This window comes from Amycolatopsis sp. DG1A-15b, assembly GCF_030285645.1.
Taxonomy (GTDB): Bacteria; Actinomycetota; Actinomycetes; order Mycobacteriales; family Pseudonocardiaceae; genus Amycolatopsis.
Genome location: NZ_CP127296.1, coordinates 8902900 through 8925791 on the forward strand (window position 1 = coordinate 8902900; position 22892 = coordinate 8925791).

The following is a 22892-nucleotide window of genomic DNA, read 5'->3' on the forward strand; positions in this document are numbered from 1 at the left end:
GAGGGCACGCGGTGCCGTCCGAAGAATTCGAAAGCGCCGCGGCGTCCTTCACGCGGATCGGGCAGGACGCGGTGACGCATTCCCGGCGCGTCACCGGGAACGCGCTCGCGCGCAGCCGGCGGCGGCACAGTGAGAACGCCGAACTGCTGAAGCAGAGCGGGCGCGGGACGAAGTCCGGCGATCCGACGCCCGGGACGCTGCGCGCGGCCGCCGAACGATTCCGCCGCGCCCGCGGGCTGGCGGTTCCCGCGGCACCCGATCCGGTTCCTTCGCGTTCGCAACCTCCCGCGCGGACCCCTCGATCGGGTGACGACGACGAAGACTTTTCCCAGATGCGAATCATGCAGCGCGACCAGTGAAACCGCGCTGCCGGTTGCTGTGCGCGTGCTAATCCCGCTGGTGGCGAACGCTTTTTCAGGTGATGCGCCACCGGTTCGGGGCGTTCTCCCGATACCCGTGGCGACCGGTTCCCGGTGGGGGCGTTAACGCAAGCAACTACTTCCGGGCAAACCACGACAAGGGGGAACCGGACATGGCAGTGTCTGCGTCGTAGGGCCGTACGAACGAAGAAACACGGTTACGGCCGACCACCACTCTTAAGAAGGGGGTTCCGGTATGAGCGCCGGATTCCAGGGAACAGTCGCCCAGTTCACCGACGCCGAGGGCAAGGTCACCGAGGTCCGGGCGCAGATGGACCAGAACCTCTCGACGCTGCGCGACCGCATCGAGGCCACCCGCGCCGGCTGGCAGGGTGAAGCGCAGAAGGCGTTCGACCACGTGATGCTGCGCTTCGACGAGGACGCCCGCGGCATGAACCAGGCGCTGCAGCGTATCGGTGAGCTGCTCCGCGAGGCCGGCTCCAAGTACGAGCGTTCCGAGCAGCAGCAGCAGGAGATCATGGGTGCCATCAACCGCGGCTTCGACCAGCTCGGCTGATCTCCGTCCTGAACTTTTCCCTTCACTCACCCTACCTTTTCAGCACAAAAGGAGCACATCATGCCTGATGGCGCCGGCATTGTCGTCAATTACGCCACCATCCGCGCGGCCGCGGACGACTGCACGTCGACGGGGGGCGAGCTGCAGGCCGCCTTCGACCGCCTCAAGGACGACCTCAAGCCGCTGACCACCACCTGGACCGGTTCCGCGAAGGAGCAGTACGACGCTGCTCAGCGCACCTGGGACCAGAAGTTCGAGGACCTGAAGCAGGTTCTGGCGCAGATCGCCGCCGCCCTGCCGCAGATCGCCGACGGCTACCAGCAGACCGACAGCGCCGTCGAAGGCCTGTTCTGAGCCGGTAGCCCCGGAAACCACGGCGGGCCCGCACTCCGGTGCGGGGCCCGCCGTTTTCCGTTGCGCGGCCGGGATTTGCCGGCCTCGGTGTTCGCCGGCCTCGGGTTTTGCCGGACTCAGTGCGGCGCGCCGACCTCGTACTCGGGCCGGTCGTTGAGCACCCGCACGGTCACCTTCTTCTGCTGCCCGCCGATGGTCACCGTGCAGTCGAACGTCGTGCCGTTCCGCGCGGCTTCGTTCGCCGGGCACTGCGCGTCCTTCACGTCGGGCTCGCCGTAGTTCTCGTTGAGGACCTTGACCACACCGTCCTCAAGGGACTGCCGGTCCAGCACGTCCCCGCGGAACGCACCCAGCAGCCACGCCGCGCCACCGCCGAGCGCGAGCACCAGGACCGCGGCGACCGCGATCAGCAACGGCTTCTTCGACTTCGGCTTCTTCGCCGGCTCGACGGCGAAGGCGCCGAGCCCGCCGTACTGCGCCGGCTGGAACCCGCCGCCGTACTGCTGCTGCCCGTGGCCCGGCGCCGGCTGCTGCGGCGTCGGCTGGGACGGCGGCTGTCCCGGTTGCCACGGCCCGCCACCCGGCTGCCCGGGCTGTCCCGGCTGCCACGGCCCGGCACCCGGCTGTCCCGGCTGCCAGGGCCCGGAGAACGAGCCCGACGGCTGCCCCGGGTGCCACTGGCCGGTGTAGGACCCCGTGGTGTCGGGGCCGGGAGCCGCGCCCGGGTCGGCGTTCTGCTGCCACTGCCCGGCGTGCGGACCGGTCGCCTGGTGTTCCGGCGGCCACCCCGCGGGGGCGCCGGGCGGGTTCGACGGCGGCTGCCACCACTGCTGCTGCCGCGGGTCGGGTGGCTGGGACGGTGGCGACGGTGTTGACGGTGTGGTCATCGGAGATCACCTCGGGTCGTGGTCACGCCTCAGCTGCCCTGCGCTTCGCCGAGCCGGCGGTAGAAGTCGTCCATCGCCGCCCGGTCGGGCAGCACCGTGATCTGGCTCGCGTCCGGCAGCTTCGGCATGTCCTGCAGGCTCGCCTTGCCGGTGAACCGGAACTCGTACTTGAGTTCGAGCTGGTGGCCGTCGCCGGCGAACTTGGCCTCCATCACGAAGGAGACGAGGCTGCCGTCCGGGTTCAGCGTGATCGTGGCCGGGACCGCGGCCTTCTTCAGCTCCGGCCCGATCTGGCCGGTGATGCTCGGCGGCAGGATCTCGACCTTGTCCTTGACGAAGATCCCGAACGGCACGTTCACCGTCAGCGCGGTCTTGCCGTCGCCGAGGCTCTTCGCCCCGCGGACGGCGCGCTTGTCGCCCTGGTACGCCTCCACGGTCGAGTCCGCCATCCGGCACGGCGTCAGCACCCCGCCCCAGGCGCACGGCACGACCAGCCCGCCCTCCGGCTTCGGCATCGACACCCACGCCGTCGGCGAGACGCCCTTCTGCACGTACATCGGGCCGAGGTAGGTGTACTCGACCGTGCCGTCGGCGGGCGTGTACGTGTCGATGATCTCGTCCGGGTTCTTCTGCGACCGGTGCCGCACCGCCCGGTTCTCCGGGCTGCCCGTGCGCGCCGACGTCACGGTGCTGTGGATCCACTTGTCGTCGAACTTGAAGTAGGCGTCCAGCGAGTTGGTGACGTCGCGCGTGTCGGTGATCGCGTCGCCGAGCTTGCCGATCACCTGCTCGAACTTGGCGCCGACGTAGTCGGCCGCGTCGTCGCCCTTCGGCAGCGCGGTGCCCGCCTTCGCCTGGCCGCAGGCGCTGACCAGGGCCAGCAGGGCGCCCAGGACGAAGATCGCCGTCGGTCGTTTGCTCATGCGCCGTCCCCTGCTCGCCTGGTACCGCCGGAATGGCCCCATCCTCGCGTGTCGCGGTGGCCCGTGCAGGCGCTTCGGCGGGAAAACTCCGGTAGGGTCCCGGCTGCGCCCGGGCCGTCCGGAGCTTAATATGGGCGCTTCCACCACCCCCCATGCGCGGGTGCGGTGACCGTGGGGGTATCTTCATATGTCGTTGTGCGCTGCGGCGCGTAAGCGCTAGGCCCGCACAGAACCCACACGCAATGTTGACGACGAGGTAGACCCTTGCCCACGTACAGCCCCAAGCCCGGCGACGTCACTCGTGCCTGGCACGTGATCGACGCCGAGGATGTCGTGCTCGGACGGCTGGCGACCGAGGTCGCCACGCTGCTGCGCGGCAAGCACAAGCCGACCTACGCCCCGCACGTGGACACCGGTGACTTCGTCATCATCGTCAACGCCGAGAAGGTCGCGCTCACCGGAAACAAGCGCGAGCAGAAGTTCGCGTACCGGCACAGCGGTTACCCGGGCGGTCTGCGGAAGCGCTCGTTCGGCGAGCTGCTGGACACCAAGCCCGAGCACCTTGTCGAAAAGGTCGTCAAGGGCATGCTGCCGAAGAACAAGCTCGGCCGCGCCCAGGCGAAGAAGCTCAAGGTGTACGCCGGCCCGCAGCACCCGCACGCCGCGCAGCAGCCGTCGGCGCGCGAGATCACCAAGATCGCGCAGGTCGCGCAGTGAGTGAGGAACAGTCTGTGACCAGCACCGAGACCGAGACCCCCGAGGTCGTTGAGGCCCCCGAGGCGACCGAGACCGGCGTCGTGGCCACCAGCGAGACCCCCGCCGCGACCAGCGAGACCCCGGTCGCCACGAGCGAGAGCGCTGCCGCGCCGCGCCCGTCGCGGGCCGCGGGCGGCAATGCGCAGACCGTCGGCCGCCGCAAGGAAGCCGTCGTCCGCGTGCGCGTCGTCCCGGGCACCGGCCAGTTCAAGCTCAACGGCCGCACCCTCGAGGAGTACTTCCCGAACAAGGTGCACCAGCAGCTCATCAAGGACCCGCTGGTCCTGGTCGAGAAGCCGGACTCGTTCGACATCTTCGCCAACCTGCACGGTGGCGGCGTCTCGGGTCAGGCGGGCGCGCTGCGCCTGGCGATCGCCCGAGCGCTCATCGAGGTCGACGCCGACGACCGCCCGGCCCTCAAGAAGGCCGGCTTCCTGACCCGTGACGCGCGCGCCACGGAGCGGAAGAAGTACGGCCTCAAGAAGGCCCGCAAGGCCCCGCAGTACAGCAAGCGCTGATCGCGCCCCCAGGCGCGGACCACCGGAGCGCCCATCCGTCCATCGGATGGGCGCTCCGGCGTTTTTCCCGGGGGTCTGGTTCGTTTCCGGGCCCCGGTGCGACTTCACCGGGGCGGGGGAACGCGGTCCGCCGGGATCGCTAGGTTGTCGTGGTGGTCGCAGAAGGAGGTCGACAGATGGCACGCCTGTTCGGAACCGACGGGGTCCGTGGCCTGGCCAACGCCGAGCTGACGCCGGAGCTGGCGCTGGCATTGGCGGCCAGCGCCGCTCGCGTGCTCGCTGCGCACGACCGCTCGCACCGGCCGGTCGCGGTCGTCGGCCGCGACCCGCGCGCCAGCGGCGAGATGCTGGAAGCCGCGGTCGTGGCGGGCCTCACGTCCGCCGGGGCCGACGTGCGCCGCGTCGGGGTGCTGCCCACGCCCGCCGTCGCCTACCTGGTCGGCGCGCTCGAGGCCGACCTCGGCGTGATGATCTCCGCGTCGCACAACCCGATGCCCGACAACGGCATCAAGCTCTTCGCCGCGGGTGGGCACAAGCTCCCCGACGGCATCGAAGACGAGATCGAAGCCGGCCTCGCGGCCGGCAAGGTCCGCCCCACCGGCGCCGGTGTGGGGCGCGTCACGGACGTCGAAGACGCTCTCGACCGCTACGCCGCCCACCTGCTCGACGCCACGCCGAACCCGCTCGCCGGGCTCAAGGTGGTCGTCGACTGCGCCAATGGCGCTGCCTCCGCCGCCGCGCCCGAGGTCTACCGCCGCGCCGGCGCCGAGGTCGTCGCGCTGCACGCCGACCCGGACGGCATCAACATCAACCAGCACTGCGGCTCCAACCACCCGGAGAAGCTGCGCGAAGCGGTGGTCGCCCACGGTGCCGACCTCGGCATCGCCCACGACGGCGACGCCGACCGCTGCGTGGCCGTCGACTCCGCCGGCGAGCTGGTGGACGGCGACCAGATCATGGCGGTCCTGGCGCTCGCGCTGGCCGAGGCCGGCGAGCTGACCAAGGACACCCTGGTCGCGACCGTGATGAGCAACCTCGGCCTGCACCTGGCCATGAAGGCGCACGGCATCACGGTGCTCACGGCCGCGGTGGGCGACCGGTACGTCCTGGAGGAGCTGCGCGCCGGCGGCTTCGCGCTGGGCGGCGAGCAGTCGGGCCACGTCGTGCTCCCGGCGCACGCGACCACCGGCGACGGCCTGCTGACCGCGCTGCGCCTGATGAGCCGCATGGCCGAGACGGGCAAGTCGCTGGCCGACCTGGCGGCCGTGATGAACCGCCTGCCGCAGGTGCTGGTCAACGTGCCGGTCGCCGACAAGGCCGCGGTCGCCGGCTCGTCCGAGGTCCGCACCGCCGTCGGCGAGATCGAGGCCGAGCTGGGCGAGGAGGGCCGGGTGCTGCTGCGCCCGTCCGGCACCGAGCAGCTGGTCCGCGTGATGGTCGAGGCGCCGGCGCAGTCCACCGCGCAGGCCGCGGCCGACCGCCTGGCCGGCGTCGTCTCAGCGGTTTCCTGACGCGAGGGTGACCACGGCCTTCGCCGGGCCGTGGAACACCGGGTGGGTCTTCCAGCGGACTTCGTCCACCCGGCAGCCGCCGCCGAGGACTTCCGCCAGCGCCGTGAGCGCGATCTCACCTTCGGCCACCGCGACCCCGGAGCCGGGGCACGCGTGCCGGCCGAGCCCGAACGGCAGGCCGTCGGCCAGGGAGATCGCCACCGGGCCGTCCGGGCCGAACCGGAGGACGTACCGGGCCGGGCAGATCGCCGTCACCAGCTCGCGCACGGTCCGCGGACCCGAAGTCGCGAGTTCGAGGCCGGCGCACGCCAGGAAGTTCAGCGAGTTCTCGTAGGCCGCGTGCGCCAGGACCACCGGGTTGAACATCAGCTCGTCGTCGTCCAGCCGCCCAGCCGCGTGCGCGGCCCGCAGCGCCGTCAGGCCGCCCGGCCCGGCCGGGGCCCGGCTGAGCTGCACCGCCAGCCGGAACGCCGACGCCTGCCCCGCCCGGTCGGTGCCGCCGAAGACGTCGAGGTTCGCCGTCGTCGCCTCGAGGTGGTCCAGGAACACGTCGTCGAGGGGCACGCCCAGCACCGCCGACGTCACCGCGCCCGCCACCGGCCGCGCGAAGTCGCGCACCAGGTCGAACGACGTCCCCAGCCCGGCCACGGTCGTTTCGATCCCGGCCCGCAGGGCCTCGGGAATCGGCTCCAGCCCGGCGATGATCTCCCGCAGCACGGCGCGCAGGCGAGTGTGCTCGTCGCCGTCCCGCAGCAGCACGCTGGGCGAGCCGCCGCCGGGATCCGACGTCAGCCCGGGTGACCGCAGGGCCCGCGCGCACGCGTCGCGGCCGGAGACCACCCCGATGCCGTGCCGTTCGAACTCGTCCATCGCTTCGACACGGTAGGGCAGGATGGGGCCGTGCCGCCCGCAGAAGTCCCGGATGACGTCCTGGCCACGCCGTTCACGGACTACCTGCTCCGCAACGCGGGCGAAGATCGTCCCGCCTTCACCTGCCGCACCTTCCCGGGACCCGCCGACCACACGCTGACGTGGCCGCAGGTGCTCGCGCGCGTCCGCGGGGTCGCCCGCGAGCTGCGGCGCGTCACTCGCCCGGGTGACCGGGTGGCGATCGTCGCCCGGCAGGACCTCGGCTACGTCACCGCCTTCCTCGGGACGCTCTACGCGGGGCGCGTCGCGGTGCCGCTGTCCGTGCCGACCGGCCGCACCGGCCGCGCCCGGATCGAGTCGGCCTTCGCGGACGCCACCCCGGCGGCCTGCCTGACCTCGACGGACTTCCTGGACAAGGTCCCGCCGGCCACCGCGCTCGCCGTCGAGGACATCGAGGACGCCGGGCCCGGCGACGCCGAGCCGCCCGCCGCCGTGGCGATGACCGATCCCGCGTACCTGCAGTACACCTCCGGCTCGACGCGCCGCCCGGCCGGCGCGGTGATCTCGCACCGCGCGCTGGTGGCCAGCTGCTGGCAGACCACGCGGTGCTACCGCGCCGACGCGTCGACCCCGCTGGCCGGCTGGGTGCCGTTCTTCCACGACATGGGCCTGGTCCTGCTCATCGGCACGCCCGTCTTCCTCGGCTCGCGGTCGGTCTTCTTCACGCCGATGGAGTTCGTGCGCGATCCGCTGCGCTGGATCCGGCTGCTGGCCGAGCACCCGGGAGTCGTCAGCGCCGCGCCCAACTTCGCCTTCGACCTGGCCGCCGAAGCGGCGGGGGACCTCGAAGCCGTCGACCTCTCGCGGGTGAACTCGGTGCTCAACGGCAGCGAGCCGGTCCGCCCGGCCACCGTCGAGGCCTTCGAGCGGGCCTTCGCCCCCTTCGGGCTGTCGCGGGCCGCGCACAAGCCGTGTTACGGGCTGGCCGAGGCGACGGTGTTCGTCACGAGCGCGGGTGCCGAGGGGCCCACCGTGCGGGCGTTCGACGGCGAGCCGCGCGTGTCGGTGGGGCGGCCGTACGGTCAGCGGATCCGCGTTGTCGACAAAGAGATCCAGGTGTCCGGGCCCAACGTCGCCGACGGCTACTGGGGCCGTGACGACGTGCTCGCCCCCGGCGGCTGGCTGCGCACCGGCGACCTCGGCTTCGTCCACGACGGCGAGCTCTACGTCACCGGACGGCGCAAGGACCTGATCATCGTCGACGGCCGCAACCACCACCCGCAGGACATCGAAGCGACCGTCGAGGCCGCGCACCCCGGCATCCGGCGCGTCGCCGCGTTCGCCGTGCGGGACGGCCACGGCGAAGGCGTCGCGGTCGTGGCCGGCTGCCTCACCCGGGACGAGTCGGTCGAGACGGCCGTGCGGCGGGCCGTCTCGGCGGCCCACGACCTGCCGCTGCGCGCCCTGTGGCTGGTCCGGCCGGGGGAGGTGCCGCGGACCTCCAGCGGCAAGGTGTCCCGCACCGCCGCCCGTGAGCGCTGGTGGGGCGAGAATGAGCGGCATGGCTGACCCGGGCACCTACGTCGACGAGATCCGGCGGATCATCAGCTTCGCGCTGGAGATCCCGCCCGAGCGGCTCGCCGACACGACGCCGTTCGACGACCTCGGCATGACGTCCCGGCAGCGGATCCAGCTGCTGGCGCGGGTCGAGGTGAACTACGGCGTCTCGGTCGACATCGACGAGCTCGACCGGCTGGTGGACATCCGCGGCGTCGCCGAGGTGATCGCCGAGGCGGTCACGGCGCAGCGCGCCGGCGGGTAGCTCCCGCCCGGGTGCACTTCGCGGAAGCCCAGGTCCGCCGCCCGGCCGGCCGCTAGACTCTGTGCATCTGCGACGGCACCGAACGGTGTCCGGGCGCGTCACAGTCCCGGAACATCAGCGAGGACTGGCACATCGCAGGACTGTGTGATCGAAGGGGGCAGCGACCATGCCGAACGGGTATGAAGCGAGTTCGGAGGCGATGACGCGGGCGCAGATCCGCCTGGCGGACGTCGCCGACGACCCGGCGGCCGAGGCCAAGAAGGTCGCGCCGACGGAGATCGTCGCCGTGGACTTCGGCCGCGTGCACCAGGAGAGCTTCGGCAAGTACAAGGCCGGGTTGGACGAGATCGGCGCGGGCCTGACCGGGCTGTCGAACGCACTGCTGAACCTCGGCGGCGGAATCGGGACCGCGGGCGGCAAGTACACCACGCAGGAAGCGAACGCCGGGGCGACGGCGAACCAGGCCGGGGGTAACCGCTGATGGCCGAATGGGCTGAGATCAAGAAGGTCCTCGACGACCCGAACGTGTCGATGGAAGCCAAGTCCAAGCTGATGGACGAATACGGCGAGGACACGTTCAACTTCAACGCGGAAGAAGAGGAATACGCGAAGAAGTACATCGAGGACTACTCCGGCTGGAACCCCACCAACGACTGGCTGCCGGGCTCCTCCTCCGATGTCGACGAAGCGCTGAAGGAAGCCCAGCAGGAAGCCGCGGCCAAGAACCAGGAACACCAACGGCAGACCGCCGAGCGCGACCAGGCGAAGAAGAACCTCGACGGAATCGCCACGCCGACGCTGGGGGCCGGCGCGAAGAGTTCCGACGAACAGCTCGACCAGGGCAACGTCGCGGTCGACCTGCTGGCGAAGTGGACCGACGAGGTCTGGAACCAGATCAAGGGCGGCGAGAGCGAGAAGAAGAACTCCCAGACGGACCTCAAGGACAAGTTCCACGAGAACCGCGGGATCCAGTACCAGAAGTTCCTGAGCGACGCCGACGACCTCGGCAAGGCGCACAAGGTCGTCGAGGACACCCTCGGCAAGAGCGACACCGAGCTCCAGACCCTCTTCGGCGAGTGGAAGGGCAAGGGCGCCAACGCCGCGGAGATCAAGTACGACGAGACGATCAAGCCGCACGCCAAGGAGCTCTCGCAGCAGATCGACGGGGCGGCGAAGCTGATCCCGCAGACCGTGACGCAGGTCTACACGGCGGTCAAGAAGAAGGTCGACGAGGTCCTGCAGCTGCACCGCCCGGTGATCGCCGAGGCCGACATCCCGATGGCCAAGGACGTCCTCAAGGTCGCCAACGGCGACACCGGGGAATTCGACGACTTCATGAAGGTCGCGAGCTGGATCGACTCCGTCAACGCGAAGCACGGCAACCCGTCGAACCTCGCCGAGCGCCTGCAGAACGACGACTGCGGCTTCAACGACGAGAACAAGGAATACGGCCGCAACGTCTGCCGCTACTGGCGCGACGGCGCGTTCTCGACCGAGTACAAGAGCCTGATCGCCGCGTTCGACGGGTCCTGCAAGGCGGCCAAGCAGACCATCGACCAGCAGTTCGGCGCGCTGGCGCGGTACCTGGACGGCTACCGCAACCAGCTGACCGAGGCCAAGAACGAGGGCGGCGGCGACAAGACCGGGAACACCGGCAACACGGGGAACACCGGCAATACGGGAAACACCGGGAACACCGGCACCGGCAGCACGGGGAGCACCGGCAGCGGGAGCACGGGCAGCACCGGGAGCGGCTCCACGACGCCGTCGGCGGCCGAGCCCCCGAAGGCCGAGGAGCCCGCGAAGCCCGAGGAGGGCAAGAACCCGATCACCGGGAAGCCCCTCGAGGTCGACCCGGCGACCGGCGAGCCGTACCCGATCGACCCGAAGACCGGCGAAGCCATCAAGGACACCGACGACACGGACACGGTGTCGGTCAAGAAGGGCGACAACACGATCTCGATGTCCGAGCCCGACAAGGAGGGCAAGCAGGACATCTCCGTGGACGACGGCCACGGCAACAAGAAGGACTACCACCTCGACTGGGGTGACGACGACAAGGCCGAGGCCGGCAAGGACGGCGCCGGCAAGGATGGCGCGGGCAAGGACGGCGCCGCCGGGGACAAGGCGTCCTTCGGGCCGCAGGGCAGCCAGCAGGCGGTCAAGGACGGCCAGCCCTCGGCCGACGGCTCCTACAAGCCGGGTGCGGACGGCAAGATCCACATCCAGGACGGCAACCTCAAGATCACCGCGGAACGGCCGGAGGGCCCGGACGGCCCGACGATCGTGACGGTCGACGACGGCAAGGGCGAGCCGACCACCTACACCCTGGACGAGAAGGACGACCCCAAAGCCGCGGACCTGAAGGCAGACGGCCTCAAGGCGGACGTCAAGCCGGTGACCGACGGCGCCGGCGCGGAGATCCGGCACGACGCGAACGCCGAGCCCCCGCTGGCGAAGGACCCCGCACCGCCCAACCCCGACCCGGGCTTCACACGCAGCGAAGCGGCTTCGGGCACCGGCGGGTTCAGCGCGCCCGGCGGCTTCGACGGTGACCTCGGCGGCGGGGGCAGCGTCGGGGCCGAGCCCGCGGTGGCGACGGCCGACGCGGGCGCCGGGGCCGGGACGGGGACCGGCTCCGCCGACTCGACCACGACGGCCGGCGCGAGCGACTTCGGCTCGGCCGTCACCGGTGGCGGGTCGCCGGACTTCGCCGGTGCCGTCTCGCTCGACCCGGGTGCCCAGACGGGCAGCGACACCTCGCTGCCGATGTCCGACGGCGGCGGCGGGCTCGGTGCCACTCCGGTCGACCCCGGCATGCACCAGGCCGCCGCGAGCTCGTCGAGCTCGAGCGCGATGTCGGGCATGGGCGGCATGGGCATGATGGGCGGCATGGGCGGCGCGCCGGGCGGTGGCGGCGGCGACCAGCAGCGCGGGCCCAGCCAGTACCGCATCGAGGGCGGCGTGTTCGAGACGAGTGGCGCGAAGGGCCGCATCAGCGGCTCGCTCGACGACGAGGGTGACCGTTCGATCCGGTACGACCGGTGACGAGGGCCGAGGAGGGCCGATGAGCAGCGCCGAAGACCGGTATCGCGCGGCGATTTCGACGATGGAAGCGGCGGCACGGGAGCAGGACGAACAGCGGGGACTCCGCGAACGCCGGCTCGCCGAGGCCCAGCAGCAGGCCAGCGAGGGCATGCAGAAGGAGCTGGCCGCCGCGCAGAAGTACGCCGAGCACATGGACGAGCTCAACAAGCGCAAGCAGAGCGCGGGCGGCTGGGCGACGGAGAAGACGCTGGCCGACAAGTCCCGCGAGTCGCTGATGGAGTTCGGCGTCCACGAGGAAGAGGCGGGCACCGGCTACCCGAACTACCCGACGCCGAGCTACGGAACCCCGGTCGCGGCGGCGGTTCCGCCGCGGCCGGAACCGGCACCGGAACCACCACCGGCGGCGCCGGAGCCGCCGAGGCGGGGGCGGCACGCGCGTCAGCCCGACGACGAGGACGACTTCTCCAGCACCAGCTGGCTGGTCTGACCGGAAGGGCCCGGCTCCGGCCGGGCCCTTCCCGCGTCAGTGGGCGGGTTCTTCTTCCCGCTCGATGGGCGCGCGCTTGACGTCCGCCTCGAGCAGGGGCCGGTACTTGTCGGTGCCGGTCAGGTGGGTCAGGAAGAACGCCGTGAACAGCGCGCGCGTGAGCTGCTGGGTCTTGCGGTGCGGCTTGCCGTGCATGAACAGCTGCGACCAGTGCCGGCCCTCGGTGACGCCCAGGTGGGACGCCTTGCCGAGGAACCGCAGCTGGACGTCGTCACCGCCCCAGGCGCCCGCGATCGCTTCGGCGTGCGCGACAGCGGGGGCGACCAGGTCGGCTTCGGCGGCGAGGTGCAGGCCGGGGACCGTGATCACCGTCGCCGACTCGGTGGCCGGCGGCAGCGTCTGGGCCGCGGTGATGGTGGCGACGGCCTTGATCCGCGGGCTGTCGCTCCGCGCGTCCTGCGCCGCGGCGAGGACGGCGGATCCGCCGCCGGTGGAGTGGCCGGCGAGGCCGAGCTTGGCGGGGTCGACGCTGATGCCGTCCGGACCGAGCCGGACGGTCGTGACGACGTCGAGGGTGGTCAAGAGGTCGGCGGCGAGCAGCCGGTGCGAGGGCAGCGGCCCGCGCTGGGTGGCCGGCGCGGCGGCGACGATGCCCCAGCTCGCGAGGTGGCGCAGCAGCTGCTGGTACCGGTCGGGTGGCTGCAGCCACCCGTGTCCGAAGGCGACGGCCGGCAACCCGAGCCCGGCGCGCGGCGTGAAGACCACGCCGGGCAGCCCGACCAGGGCGAGGTCGCCCCGCAGGACCTCGTGCGGACCCGGATGTGTCAACTCCGCGAGCAGCTGCTTGGGCTTGCTGGCCATGGTCGCCAACCCTACTGTGCGAGCCCCGCCGCGGCTCGCCCGCCGCCCCGGCGCGCCGCCAGCTCGCGCGCTGCCTCGGTCACCCCAGCGCCCCAAGGTGGCGCCGGGTGCGTGTGGCGCACCGGCGTGGTGCCGGGTGGCCCGCGGGGGCGCCCCCGTTTTCCACGTTACCGGCCGCCACCGACGGTTTCGGTCGCCCGCGCGTCCCGAGGTCTCGGCCGAGCCGCATTGGTTCGAACCACGCGTCGCGCTTTTCCGCAGGTCGGAGGGTGATCTCGGACCCCGTCAACCGGCTGGATATCCCTCGTTAGGCTGGTGAGCGTGTGTGGAATCGTGGGATATGTCGGGCACCGCCCGGCTCTGGACGTCGTCCTCGGCGGGCTCCGGCGCATGGAGTACCGCGGTTACGACTCCGCCGGGGTCGCGGTCCTCGACGGCGCCGGCGCGTTGACCGTCGAGCGCAAGGCGGGCCGGCTGGCCAACCTGGAAGGGCGGCTCGACGAGGTCGGCCGCGAGCACTTCGGCGGCACCGCCGGCATGGGGCACACCCGCTGGGCCACCCACGGTGCGCCGATCGACCGCAACTCGCACCCGCACCGGGACGCCTCGCAGCGCGTCGCCGTCGTGCACAACGGCATCATCGAAAACTTCGCCGCCCTCCGCGCCGAGCTCGAAGCCGACGGCATCGAGATGGCCAGCGACACCGACACCGAAACCGCCGCCCACCTGGTGGCCCGCTCGTACACCGAAGGCGACACCAAGGGCGACCTCACCGCCAGCGTCGCCGCCGTCTGCCGCCGCCTCGAAGGCGCGTTCACCCTGGTCGTGACGCACGCCGAGCACCCGGACACGATCGTGGCCGCCCGCCGGTCTTCGCCGCTGGTCGTCGGGGTCGGCGAGGGCGAGCACTTCGTCGCCTCCGACGTCGCCGCCTTCATCGAGCACACCCGCGAGGCCGTCGAGCTCGGCCAGGACCAGCTCGTCGTCATCACCCGCGATGGCTACGACGTCCTGGACTTCCACGGCGACGCCGCCCAGGCCAAGCCGTTCACGGTCGACTGGGACCTCTCCGCCGCCGAGAAGGGCGGCCACGAGTACTTCATGCTCAAGGAGATCGAGGAGCAGCCCGAGGCGCTGGCCAACACGCTGCGCGGGCACTTCGAGTCCGGCCGGATCATCCTCGACGAGCAGCGCATCTCCGACCAGGACCTGCGGGACGTCGACAAGGTCTTCGTCGTCGCCTGCGGGTCGGCCTACCACTCCGGCCTGGTCGCCAAGTACGCCATCGAGCACTGGACGCGGCTGCCGGTCGAGGTCGAGCTGGCGTCGGAATTCCGCTACCGCGACCCGGTCCTCGACCGCGACACGCTGGTCGTCGCCGTGTCGCAGTCCGGCGAGACGGCGGACACGCTGGAAGCCGTCCGGCACGCCCGCGAGCAAAAGGCGCGCGTCCTGGCCGTCTGCAACACCAACGGCGCGCAGATCCCGCGCGAGTCCGACGCCGTCCTCTACACCCACGCCGGGCCCGAGATCGGCGTCGCCTCGACGAAGGCGTTCCTCGCCCAGATCGCGGCCAACTACCTGGTCGGCCTGGCGCTGGCGCAGGCCCGCGGCACGAAGTACCCGGACGAGGTCGCGCGCGAGTACGCCGAGCTGGAGGCCATGCCCGCGGCCGTTCAGAAGGTACTGTCCACTGTGGAGCAGGTGCGGGACCTCGGTCGCCGGATCGCCGACTCGAAGGCGATCCTGTTCCTCGGCAGGCACGTCGGCTTCCCGGTCGCCCTCGAAGGCGCGCTGAAGCTCAAGGAACTCGCGTACATGCACGCCGAGGGCTTCGCGGCCGGCGAGCTCAAGCACGGCCCGATCGCGCTGATCGAAGACGGCCTGCCGGTCGTCGTCGTGATGCCGTCGCCGAAGGGCCGCGCGGTGCTGCACTCGAAGCTCGTGTCGAACATCAGCGAGATCCAGGCGCGCGGCGCGCGCACGATCGTCATCGCCGAAGAGGGCGACGAGACGGTCCGGCCGTTCGCAGACGAGCTCATCGAGGTCCCCGCGGTGCCGACGCTGCTGCAGCCGCTGGTGTCCACCGTGCCGCTGCAGGTGCTGGCCGCGGAGATCGCCCGCGCCCGCGGGTACGACGTCGACAAGCCGCGTAACCTGGCGAAGTCCGTCACCGTCGAGTAGTTGCGGGAGGCCCCGCCGTGCAGGGAATCTGGACCACGGAACGGATTCGTGAGGCGGAGGGACGGGCGTTCGCCGTCACGCCCGAGGGCGAGCTGATGCGGCGGGCGTCGTTCGGGCTCGCGGTGCAGCTCGCGGACTTCCTCGACGACCACACCGGCGGCGTGTCCGGCCGCCGGGTCGTCCTGCTGGTCGGCTCGGGCGACAACGGCGGTGACACCCTGTGGGCCGGGGCGTTCCTGCGCCGCCGTGGAGTCTCGGTGACGGCGATCCTGCTGAACCCCGCCAAGGCGCATCCGGCGGGGGTGAAAGCCCTGCGCCGCGCCGGCGGTCGCGTGGTGTCCGCCGAGGACGGTCCACAGTGGATCGCCCGCGCCGACGTCGTGGTCGACGGGATCGTCGGCATCTCCGCCCGCGGCTCACTGCGGCCCGATGCGGCGCGGCTGGTCGAGCTGGTCGAGGCCCCGATCGTCGCGGTCGACCTGCCCAGCGGCGTCGACCCGGACACCGGCGCGGTCGACGGGCCCGCGGTCGAAGCCACCCGCACGGTCACGTTCGGCGCGCTCAAGCCGGTGCACGCGCTGGCGCCGTCGTGGTGCGGTGAAGTCGTGCTGGTCGACATCGGCCTCGAACTGACGGACCCCGATCTCCGGCGGCTCGACATCGTGGACGTCGCCGCGGCCTGGCCGGTGCCCGGCCCGGAAGACGACAAGTACAGCCAGGGCGTGGTCGGCGTCGCGGCGGGTTCGGCGACCTACCCGGGCGCGGCGGTGCTGGCCGCGGGCTCGGCGGTCCGCGCGACGTCGGGTCTCGTGCGGTACGCGGGCCACGCGGCGGACACCGTCCGCGCGCAGTGGCCGGAGGTCATCGCGACCGGCACGGTGGCCGACGCGGGCCGGGTCCAGGCGTGGGTGGTCGGGCCGGGCATCGGCACCGGCTCCGAAGGACGGGATGTCCTGCGGTACGTGCTGGGCCGGGGCGTCCCGGTCTGCGCGGACGCCGACGCGACGACGATCATCGCGAAGTCCCCGGAGGTCCTGGACGCCCGCGACCCGGACACGCCGCTGGTCCTGACGCCCCACGCGGGCGAATACGAGCGCCTGATGGGCCGGAAGCCGGGCGCGGACCGCGTGACGGCGGCGCGCGAAGCGGCGAAGAAGTACCACGCGGTGGTGCTCCTGAAGGGGCACTGCACGGTCATCGCGGCCCCGGACGGCCGGATCGCGGTGAACCGTCCCCGAGGAGCCTGGCTGGCCACGGCCGGTTCGGGTGACGTGCTGTCGGGCCTGGTGGGCGCCCTCCTGGCGGCCGGCTTGGACCCCTGGCTCGCCGCCGCCGCGGCGGCCGATGTGCACTCGCTCGCCGGGGCGATCGCGGCCCAGAACGCCCCGACCTCGGCGTCCGGCCTGGTCCACGCCATCCCCGAGGCCATCCGGTCGATCCGCTCCCTCACGACCTGACCGGACGACACGCGTACCTGCGCGGACGACACGCGCACCTGGATGGACGACACCCCGGCCGGCCCATCCCGGCTGCCGTGTCGTCCGCCTGCGTACGCGTGTCGTCCGGCTGGGTACGAAGGGGCGGCGACGGATGTGCGAAGACTTATCGAGTTCTCTGTTAACTTCGCGCGATAAATCTGGTAAGAAGTCCGTGTGAGCGGCGGCACAGCAGCATCCGGAGACCGGAAGACCCGGCCGTCCGATGCTGTCGTCGAGCGGCGGCGGCAGGACATCCTGGATCACGTCATCGAGGAGGGCGAGGCCCGGATCGACGACCTGACGTCGAAGTTCAAGGTCAGCCTGATGACCATGCACCGCGACCTCGACGACCTGGCCGAACGCCGGCTCCTGCGCAAGCTGCGCGGCAAGGTCGAGGCCTACCCGGCGCTCACCATCGAGAGCGCCGCCCGCTTCCGCGACACGCTCCACCACGGCGAAAAAGAAGCGCTCGGCGAGGCCGCCGCGAACCACGTGCAGCCCGGCCAGACCGTCTTCGTCGACGACTCCACCACCCTCCTCCCGCTGGTCAAGCGGCTCGCCGAGATCGACGCCCTGACCGTCGTCACCAACTCGCTGCACGCCGCCCGGCTGCTCGGGCCCCAGGTCGAGGTCGTACTCGCCGGCGGCCGCTACAGCCACGAGTACGACTCCTGCGCCGGGCCCGAGGTCCTCGACCTGCTCGACAGCATCCGCGCCGACGTCTCCTTCGTGTCGGTCACCGCCGTCGCCGTCGGGCGGCTGTTCCACCCCGATCGTGACTACGCCGAGCTCAAGAAGGCCGCGCTCAAGGTCGCGAACCACACCGTCCTCGTCGTCGACCACTCGAAGTTCGGCCGCACCGCCACCTACGCGCACGGCGACGTCGGCGACTACGACCTGCTGATCACGGGCCAGGCCACACCCACCGAGGAGATCGAGGCCGCGCTGAACGCGGGCACCGCGATCGAGATCGTCGAACACGTCGCAGAGGGGCAGCCCTATGACAGCTGAACTGGTCGCCGGCATCGACTCGTCCACGCAGTCGACCAAGGTCGTCGTGTGTGACGCCGCCACCGGCGAAATCGTCCGCACCGGCCGCGCGCCGCACCCCGACGGCACCGAGGTCGCTCCCGCCGCCTGGTGGGACGCGTTCAAGGAAGCCACGAACGGCCTGCTCGACGGCGTCACGGCCATCGGCGTCGGCGGCCAGCAGCACGGCATGGTCACGCTGGACGAAAACAACGACGTGGTCCGGCCGGCGCTGCTCTGGAACGACACCCGCTCCGCGCAGGCGGCCCTCGACCTCATCGAGGAGCTCGGCGGGCCGTCGGCCTGGGCGAAGTCCGTCGGCTCGGTGCCGGTCGCCAGCTTCACCGTCACGAAGCTGCGCTGGCTGGCCGACAACGAGCCGAAGCTCGCTGACCGCGTCGCGCGCGTGCTGCTCCCGCACGACTGGCTGACCTGGAAGCTCACCGGCGGTGACCCGGTCACCGACCGCGGCGACGCCTCCGGCACTGGCTACTTCTCGCCGTCCGACAACGCCTACCGCCTCGACGTCCTGAGCCACGCCTTCGGCGGCCGGACGCCGGAGCTGCCGACCGTGCTCGGCCCGGCCGACGCCGCCGGCCACACCCCGGACGGCGTGCTCGTCTCGGCCGGCACCGGCGACAACATGGCCGCGGCGCTCGGGCTGGAACTCAAGCCCGGTGACGCCGTCGTCTCGCTCGGCACCAGCGGCACCGTGTTCGGCGTCGCCGAGACCGGCGCGGCCGACGTCAGCGGCGAGGTCGCCGGGTTCGCCGACGCGACCGGCCGCTTCCTCCCGCTCGCCTGCACGCTCAACGCCGCCCGCGTCCTCACCGCGACGGCCGCGATGCTCGGCGCGACGCTCAGCGAGTTCGACCGGCTCGCCCTGACCGCCGAGCCCGGCGCGGGCGGGCTGACGTTCCTGCCGTACCTGGACGGCGAGCGCACCCCGAACCTGCCCGGCGCCACCGGCTCGCTGGCCGGGCTGACCAGGGACAACATGTCCCCGGAGAACCTCGCGCGCAGTGCCGTCGAAGGCATGCTCTGCGGCCTGGCCGCCGGCCTCGACGCGGTGCGCGCGCACGGCCTCGACGTCCAGCGCGTGCTGCTGATCGGCGGGGGCGCGCAGTCGCGGGCCGTCCGCGCGGTCGCGCCGCTGGTGTTCGGCGTGCCCGTGCAGCTGCCCGAAGTCGCCGAGTACGTCGCGCTCGGCGCGGCGCGGCAGGCGGCGTGGGCCCTGGCGTCCAGCGCGGAACCCCCGTCCTGGCAGGAGAACCAGAAGCTCCGGCTCGAGCTGGACGAGCCGACCGAGGCGCAGCGCGCCGCGGGCCACCGGATCCAGCAGCGCCACCTCGAAGCCCGCGAAGCGGCTTACGGGGTCCGGCGGAATCTCGGAGAGGACTGACCGATGGCTTCCATCACCTACGACAAGGCGACCCGGCGCTACCCGGGTTCGGAGCGTCCCGCGGTCGACGCGCTGGACCTGGAGATCGCCGACGGCGAGTTCCTCGTGCTGGTCGGCCCGTCCGGCTGCGGCAAGTCGACCAGCCTGCGCATGCTCGCCGGCCTCGAGGACATCGACGACGGCGCCGTCTGGATCGGCGAGCGCGACGTCACCCAGCTGCCGCCGCGCTCGCGGGACATCGCGATGGTGTTCCAGAACTACGCGCTGTACCCGCACATGACGGTCGCGCAGAACATGGGCTTCGCGCTGAAGATCGCCGGGCGCCCGGCGTCCGAGATCAAGCAGAAGGTCCTCGAGGCCGCGAAGCTGCTCGACATCGTGGACTACCTCGACCGCAAGCCGAAGGCGCTCTCCGGTGGTCAGCGCCAGCGCGTCGCGATGGGCCGCGCGATCGTCCGCGAGCCGCAGGTCTTCCTCATGGACGAGCCGCTGTCGAACCTCGACGCCAAGCTGCGTGTGTCGACGCGTACGCAGATCGCCGCGCTCCAGCGCCGCCTCGGCGTCACGACGGTGTACGTCACACACGACCAGGTCGAGGCCATGACGATGGGTGACCGCGTCGCGGTGCTGTCGGACGGCCTGCTGCAGCAGTGCGACACCCCGCGCGCCCTGTACGACCGGCCCGCAAACGCTTTCGTGGCGGGCTTCATCGGCTCGCCGGCGATGAACCTCGCCACCGCGAAGCTGACCCAGGACGGGGCCGAGGTGGGTGGCGCGCGCGTGCCGCTGACCCGCGAGACGATCGCCGCGGCCGACGGCGACACCGTGACCCTGGGCTTCCGGCCCGAGGCCCTCGAGGTCGTGACGAACGAGGACGGCGCCCTGCCGATCAAGGTGGACCTGGTCGAGGAGCTCGGCTCGGACGCCTTCGTCTACGGCAAGCTCGCCCAGACCGACGCCGACGACACCCGGCCCAACGTCGTCGTCCGGGTCGACCCGCGCACGCCGCCGGCCATGGGCGACACGCTCCACCTGCGGATCCGCCCCGACGAGCTGCACGTGTTCTCCGCCACGTCCGGGGCGCGCCTGCCCTGACCTCGGGTCATGGGAAACTGGAGGGCGCCATGTCCTCCAGTTTCCCCCGCGCGCAGGTCGACATCGACCTCGGCGCGATCCGCCACAACCTCACCCTGCTGGGCGCCCGCGCGCCCGGCTCCCAGGTGATGGCCGTGGTCAAAGCCGACGCCTACGGCCACGGCGCGCTGCCGGTGGCGCGCGCCGCGGTCGAGGCCGGGGCCACCTGGCTGGGCACCTGCTCGCTCGCCGAGGCACTGGGTCTTCGCGCGGCCGGGATCAAGGCCCGGCTGTTCAGCTGGCTGGACACCCCGGACGTCGACTTCGGCGCCGGTATCGAGGCCGACGTCGACCTCGCGGCCAGCTCGCTGGGTGAGCTTCGCCGCATCGCGGCCGCGGCGAAACCGGGTACTCCCGCTCGTGTGCACCTCAAAATCGACACCGGCCTGTCGCGCAACGGCTGCCCGCCCGCCGCGTGGGCCGAGCTGGTCGAAGCGGCGGCCGTCGAACCGCGGGTCGAGGTCGTCGCGATCTGGTCCCACCTCGCGTGCGCCGACGAGCCGGAACACCCCTCGATCGACCTGCAGGCCAAACGCTTCGCCGTGGCCTACGACGCCGCCCGGGCCGCCGGGCTCGACCCGATGCGGCACCTGGCGAACTCCGCGGCCCTGCTCACCCGGCCGGACCTGCACTTCGACGTCGTCCGGCCCGGCATCGCGATGTACGGGCTGAACCCGGTGCCGCAGCCGGAAGACCTGCGCCCGGCCATGACGTTCCGGTCGGCCGTCGCGCTGGTCAAGCGCATCGAGGCCGGGGAATCGGTGTCCTACGGGCACACCTGGACCGCTTCACGGGACACGAACCTGGCGCTCGTCCCGGCCGGCTACGCCGACGGCGTCCCGCGTTCCCTTTCGGGCCGCATGGACGTACTCCTCGGCGGGCAGCGCCGGCCGGTCGCCGGGCGGGTCTGCATGGACCAGCTGGTGGTCGACTGCGGTGACTACGAGCCCGCAGTCGGCGACGAGGTCGTCCTCTTCGGCGACGGCGCGCACGGGGAGCCGACCGCCCGGGAGTGGGCCGACAAGCTGGGCACCATCGACTACGAGATCGTGACCTCGATGTACCGCCCACGGGTCCGGCGCCGGTATCTGGGGGCGAGCTCGTGACACCTTCACGACGATTGCTGGCCATCGCCGGCGGGGTCGGGGCCCTGGCCACCGGGACCGCCGCCGCCATCGCGGTCGCCGCGCAGCAGCGGCGGCACAGTGAGGATCCGTACGTGGACGAGCCGCTGGGGGAGCTGAAGCCCGACCGCACTTCGACGGTCGCGGCCGAGGACGGCACGCCGCTTTCGGTCGAGGAAATCGATCCGGAAGACGGCGGCGAACCGGAACTGACTGTCGTGGGAGTACACGGCTTCGCGCTTTCGCGGCGCTGCTGGCATTTCCAGCGTCGTGACCTCGCGTCGCTCCGGCTGCCTCGCGTGCGTCAGGTGTACTACGACCACCGCAGCCACGGGCTGTCCGGCGCGGCTTCGACCGAGACGTCGACCATCGAGCAGCTGGCCCGGGACCTGGACTGCGTGCTGCGGTCCGTGGTGCCGGAGGGGCCCATCGTGCTGATGGGGCACTCGATGGGCGGCATGGTGATCATGGAGCTGGCCGCCGAGTTCCCCGCGCTGTTCGAAGAGCGGGTGGAAGGTGTCGCCTTCATCGCGACGGCGGCGGGCGAAGTCGGCGCACGCGGATTGCCGCGTTCGCTGCTCTCGAAGTACAACCCGCTGACGCGCGCGGCCGGCGGGCTCGCCGGCTGGCAGCCTGGGCTGGTGGAGTTCGTCCGCGCGGCGGGTGGCCAGCTGACGCGCCAAGCCGTGCGCCGGCTGGCGTTCGGCAGCCGCGACGTCGCCCCGCGGCTCGTCGACTTCATGCTCGAAATGCTGGAAGTGACGCCGGTGCGCGGGCTCGTCAACTTCATCGACACCCTCGGCAGCCACAACCGCTACGCCGCGCTGGCCGGCCTCAAGCACGCGGAAGTGCTGGTCATCGGCGGCGATTCGGACCGGTTCACGCCGTTCGCGCACGCCGAGCGGATCGCGGCCGAGCTGCCCGACGCGGAGCTGGTGCGCGTCCGCGGCGCCGGCCACATGGTCCAGCTCGAGCAGCCCGAGCTGGTGAACAGCCATCTGATCGACCTCCTGCAACGCTGTTCCGGTGTGGACGGCGAATCCTCGTCCCGGCGAACCTGGTGGTGGCAGCGTTGAGCATGGTGTTTCCCACGCCCGAAGAGACCATGGACTTCGGGCGGGCCCTCGGCCGCGTCCTGCGGGCGGGCGACCTGGTCCTGCTGGCCGGGCCGCTCGGCGCGGGCAAGACGACGCTGACCCGCGGCATCGCGGACGGCCTCGGCGTCGGCGGCCGCGTGAGCTCCCCGACGTTCGTCCTGGCCCGCGTCCACCCGGCGGGCTCTCTTGGCGTGCCGTTGGTGCACGTGGACGCGTACCGCCTGGGCGGCGACCTTTCGCAGCTGGACGACCTGGACCTGGACACCGACCTCGAGCGTTCGGCGATCGTCGTCGAGTGGGGCGAGGGTTCGGCGGAGCGACTGTCGGACGACTACCTGGTGGTCCGGATGGACCGCCGCGAGGACGACGTCCGCGAGGTGACCCTGGAGCCGCACGGCACCTGGGCCGACCGCACTCCGGAGCTGGTGCGGGCGTAAGTCCGCGGCAGAACTGCCGGAGGGCAGCGACCGC

23 protein-coding genes are annotated in these 22892 nt (G+C 71.9%); 19 read left to right on the plus strand and 4 right to left on the minus strand.

The genetic code is table 11. The features are described 5' to 3' along the window. Positions 1–11 precede the first annotated feature (11 nt). The 3 genes from QRY02_RS41305 (at position 12) to QRY02_RS41315 (ending at position 1290) form a co-directional block, all read left to right on the plus strand. The gene (locus tag QRY02_RS41305) at positions 12–359 is read left to right on the plus strand and encodes a hypothetical protein (protein WP_285988125.1); all 348 of its coding nucleotides are present in this window, start codon (positions 12–14) and stop codon (positions 357–359) included. Positions 360–615: 256 nt separating this feature from the next. Continuing rightward, positions 616–936 (plus strand): WXG100 family type VII secretion target, encoded by a 321-nt coding sequence (locus tag QRY02_RS41310; RefSeq protein WP_285988126.1) that lies wholly within the window; start codon positions 616–618, stop codon positions 934–936. A 60-nt stretch (positions 937–996) separates the two neighbouring features. Next, on the plus strand, positions 997–1290 hold the full coding sequence (locus QRY02_RS41315) for a WXG100 family type VII secretion target (protein WP_285988127.1): 294 nt from the start codon (positions 997–999) through the stop codon (positions 1288–1290). 116 nt (positions 1291–1406) lie between these two features. On the opposite strand, the gene QRY02_RS41320 is transcribed toward QRY02_RS41315, so the two are convergent. Together QRY02_RS41320 and QRY02_RS41325 are read right to left on the minus strand one after the other, a co-directional pair. Continuing rightward, positions 1407–2177: a DUF4333 domain-containing protein gene (locus tag QRY02_RS41320; RefSeq protein ID WP_285988128.1), complete on the minus strand. Its 771-nt coding sequence runs from the start codon at positions 2175–2177 to the stop codon at positions 1407–1409. Positions 2178–2206: 29 nt separating this feature from the next. Then, on the minus strand, positions 2207–3100 hold the full coding sequence (locus QRY02_RS41325; protein WP_285988129.1) for a hypothetical protein: 894 nt from the start codon (positions 3098–3100) through the stop codon (positions 2207–2209). Positions 3101–3364: 264 nt separating this feature from the next. Here QRY02_RS41325 and rplM point away from each other — a divergent pair, with 264 nt between their 5' ends. From rplM to glmM, 3 genes are all read left to right on the plus strand, one after another. Continuing rightward, positions 3365–3817 (plus strand): 50S ribosomal protein L13, encoded by a 453-nt coding sequence (rplM, locus tag QRY02_RS41330; protein WP_285988130.1) that lies wholly within the window; start codon positions 3365–3367, stop codon positions 3815–3817. A gap of 14 nt (positions 3818–3831) precedes the next feature. After that, positions 3832–4374 (plus strand): 30S ribosomal protein S9, encoded by a 543-nt coding sequence (gene rpsI, locus QRY02_RS41335; RefSeq protein WP_285988131.1) that lies wholly within the window; start codon positions 3832–3834, stop codon positions 4372–4374. Between the two features lie 176 nt (positions 4375–4550). Further along, positions 4551–5885, plus strand: a complete 1335-nt coding sequence (gene glmM, locus QRY02_RS41340; protein WP_285988132.1) for a phosphoglucosamine mutase — start codon at positions 4551–4553, stop codon at positions 5883–5885. Here glmM and QRY02_RS41345 read toward each other — a convergent pair. After that, complete coding sequence (locus QRY02_RS41345) at positions 5871–6755, minus strand: cytochrome P450 family protein (protein WP_285988133.1); 885 nt, start codon at positions 6753–6755, stop codon at positions 5871–5873. The two genes, glmM and QRY02_RS41345, sit on opposite strands and share 15 nt — an antisense overlap. Positions 6756–6785: 30 nt before the next feature. Between QRY02_RS41345 and QRY02_RS41350 the strand changes: the two genes are divergently transcribed. The 5 genes from QRY02_RS41350 to QRY02_RS41370 all read left to right on the plus strand — a co-directional run bounded on the left by QRY02_RS41350 (position 6786) and on the right by QRY02_RS41370 (position 12112). Next, complete coding sequence (locus QRY02_RS41350; RefSeq protein WP_285988134.1) at positions 6786–8324, plus strand: fatty acyl-AMP ligase; 1539 nt, start codon at positions 6786–6788, stop codon at positions 8322–8324. Then, on the plus strand, positions 8317–8577 hold the full coding sequence (locus QRY02_RS41355; protein WP_285988135.1) for an acyl carrier protein: 261 nt from the start codon (positions 8317–8319) through the stop codon (positions 8575–8577). The genes QRY02_RS41350 and QRY02_RS41355 overlap by 8 nt, the downstream gene beginning before the upstream one ends. A 166-nt stretch (positions 8578–8743) precedes the next feature. Continuing rightward, complete coding sequence (locus QRY02_RS41360) at positions 8744–9058, plus strand: hypothetical protein (protein ID WP_285988136.1); 315 nt, start codon at positions 8744–8746, stop codon at positions 9056–9058. Next, positions 9058–11625 carry a WXG100 family type VII secretion target gene (locus tag QRY02_RS41365; RefSeq protein WP_285988137.1) on the plus strand — a complete coding sequence of 856 codons (2568 nt, stop codon included), beginning with the start codon at positions 9058–9060 and terminating at the stop codon, positions 11623–11625. The genes QRY02_RS41360 and QRY02_RS41365 overlap by 1 nt, the downstream gene beginning before the upstream one ends. A 19-nt stretch (positions 11626–11644) precedes the next feature. Next, positions 11645–12112: a hypothetical protein gene (locus QRY02_RS41370; RefSeq protein WP_285988138.1), complete on the plus strand. Its 468-nt coding sequence runs from the start codon at positions 11645–11647 to the stop codon at positions 12110–12112. 36 nt (positions 12113–12148) lie between these two features. On the opposite strand, the gene QRY02_RS41375 is transcribed toward QRY02_RS41370, so the two are convergent. Beyond that, positions 12149–12973, minus strand: a complete 825-nt coding sequence (locus QRY02_RS41375; RefSeq protein WP_285988139.1) for a dienelactone hydrolase family protein — start codon at positions 12971–12973, stop codon at positions 12149–12151. 321 nt (positions 12974–13294) lie between these two features. Between QRY02_RS41375 and glmS the strand changes: the two genes are divergently transcribed. The 8 genes from glmS to tsaE all read left to right on the plus strand — a co-directional run bounded on the left by glmS (position 13295) and on the right by tsaE (position 22858). Beyond that, positions 13295–15157, plus strand: coding sequence for a glutamine--fructose-6-phosphate transaminase (isomerizing) (gene glmS / locus QRY02_RS41380; protein WP_285988140.1), 1863 nt, complete (start codon positions 13295–13297; stop codon positions 15155–15157). Between the two features lie 17 nt (positions 15158–15174). After that, the gene (locus QRY02_RS41385; RefSeq protein WP_285988141.1) at positions 15175–16614 is read left to right on the plus strand and encodes an NAD(P)H-hydrate dehydratase; all 1440 of its coding nucleotides are present in this window, start codon (positions 15175–15177) and stop codon (positions 16612–16614) included. 195 nt (positions 16615–16809) lie between these two features. After that, positions 16810–17646, plus strand: a complete 837-nt coding sequence (locus QRY02_RS41390; protein WP_285988142.1) for a DeoR/GlpR family DNA-binding transcription regulator — start codon at positions 16810–16812, stop codon at positions 17644–17646. Next, positions 17636–19066: a xylulokinase gene (gene xylB / locus QRY02_RS41395; RefSeq protein ID WP_285988143.1), complete on the plus strand. Its 1431-nt coding sequence runs from the start codon at positions 17636–17638 to the stop codon at positions 19064–19066. The genes QRY02_RS41390 and xylB overlap by 11 nt, the downstream gene beginning before the upstream one ends. A gap of 3 nt (positions 19067–19069) precedes the next feature. Continuing rightward, positions 19070–20161, plus strand: a complete 1092-nt coding sequence (locus QRY02_RS41400) for an ABC transporter ATP-binding protein (RefSeq protein WP_285988144.1) — start codon at positions 19070–19072, stop codon at positions 20159–20161. A gap of 29 nt (positions 20162–20190) precedes the next feature. Further along, on the plus strand, positions 20191–21306 hold the full coding sequence (gene alr, locus QRY02_RS41405) for an alanine racemase (RefSeq protein WP_285988145.1): 1116 nt from the start codon (positions 20191–20193) through the stop codon (positions 21304–21306). After that, positions 21303–22400 (plus strand): alpha/beta fold hydrolase, encoded by a 1098-nt coding sequence (locus QRY02_RS41410; RefSeq protein WP_285988146.1) that lies wholly within the window; start codon positions 21303–21305, stop codon positions 22398–22400. The genes alr and QRY02_RS41410 overlap by 4 nt, the downstream gene beginning before the upstream one ends. 2 nt (positions 22401–22402) lie before the next feature. Further along, positions 22403–22858, plus strand: coding sequence for a tRNA (adenosine(37)-N6)-threonylcarbamoyltransferase complex ATPase subunit type 1 TsaE (gene tsaE / locus QRY02_RS41415; protein ID WP_502874165.1), 456 nt, complete (start codon positions 22403–22405; stop codon positions 22856–22858). The last annotated feature ends 34 nt before the right edge of the window (positions 22859–22892 follow it).

What these genes read in the sequence shown, in the direction of transcription:
- QRY02_RS41310 (WP_285988126.1), top strand. Translation starts at nt 616, where the DNA reads ATGAGCGCCGGATTCCAGGGAACAGTCGCCCAGTTCACCGACGCCGAG.
- QRY02_RS41315 (WP_285988127.1), top strand. Translation starts at nt 997, where the DNA reads ATGCCTGATGGCGCCGGCATTGTCGTCAATTACGCCACCATCCGCGCG.
- QRY02_RS41320 (WP_285988128.1), bottom strand. Translation starts at nt 2,177, where the DNA reads ATGACCACACCGTCAACACCGTCGCCACCGTCCCAGCCACCCGACCCG.
- QRY02_RS41325 (WP_285988129.1), bottom strand. Translation starts at nt 3,100, where the DNA reads ATGAGCAAACGACCGACGGCGATCTTCGTCCTGGGCGCCCTGCTGGCC.
- glmM (WP_285988132.1), top strand. Translation starts at nt 4,551, where the DNA reads ATGGCACGCCTGTTCGGAACCGACGGGGTCCGTGGCCTGGCCAACGCC.
- QRY02_RS41345 (WP_285988133.1), bottom strand. Translation starts at nt 6,755, where the DNA reads ATGGACGAGTTCGAACGGCACGGCATCGGGGTGGTCTCCGGCCGCGAC.
- QRY02_RS41355 (WP_285988135.1), top strand. Translation starts at nt 8,317, where the DNA reads ATGGCTGACCCGGGCACCTACGTCGACGAGATCCGGCGGATCATCAGC.
- QRY02_RS41360 (WP_285988136.1), top strand. Translation starts at nt 8,744, where the DNA reads ATGCCGAACGGGTATGAAGCGAGTTCGGAGGCGATGACGCGGGCGCAG.
- QRY02_RS41365 (WP_285988137.1), top strand. Translation starts at nt 9,058, where the DNA reads ATGGCCGAATGGGCTGAGATCAAGAAGGTCCTCGACGACCCGAACGTG.
- QRY02_RS41370 (WP_285988138.1), top strand. Translation starts at nt 11,645, where the DNA reads ATGAGCAGCGCCGAAGACCGGTATCGCGCGGCGATTTCGACGATGGAA.
- QRY02_RS41375 (WP_285988139.1), bottom strand. Translation starts at nt 12,973, where the DNA reads ATGGCCAGCAAGCCCAAGCAGCTGCTCGCGGAGTTGACACATCCGGGT.
- xylB (WP_285988143.1), top strand. Translation starts at nt 17,636, where the DNA reads ATGACAGCTGAACTGGTCGCCGGCATCGACTCGTCCACGCAGTCGACC.
- QRY02_RS41400 (WP_285988144.1), top strand. Translation starts at nt 19,070, where the DNA reads ATGGCTTCCATCACCTACGACAAGGCGACCCGGCGCTACCCGGGTTCG.
- alr (WP_285988145.1), top strand. Translation starts at nt 20,191, where the DNA reads ATGTCCTCCAGTTTCCCCCGCGCGCAGGTCGACATCGACCTCGGCGCG.
- tsaE (WP_502874165.1), top strand. Translation starts at nt 22,403, where the DNA reads ATGGTGTTTCCCACGCCCGAAGAGACCATGGACTTCGGGCGGGCCCTC.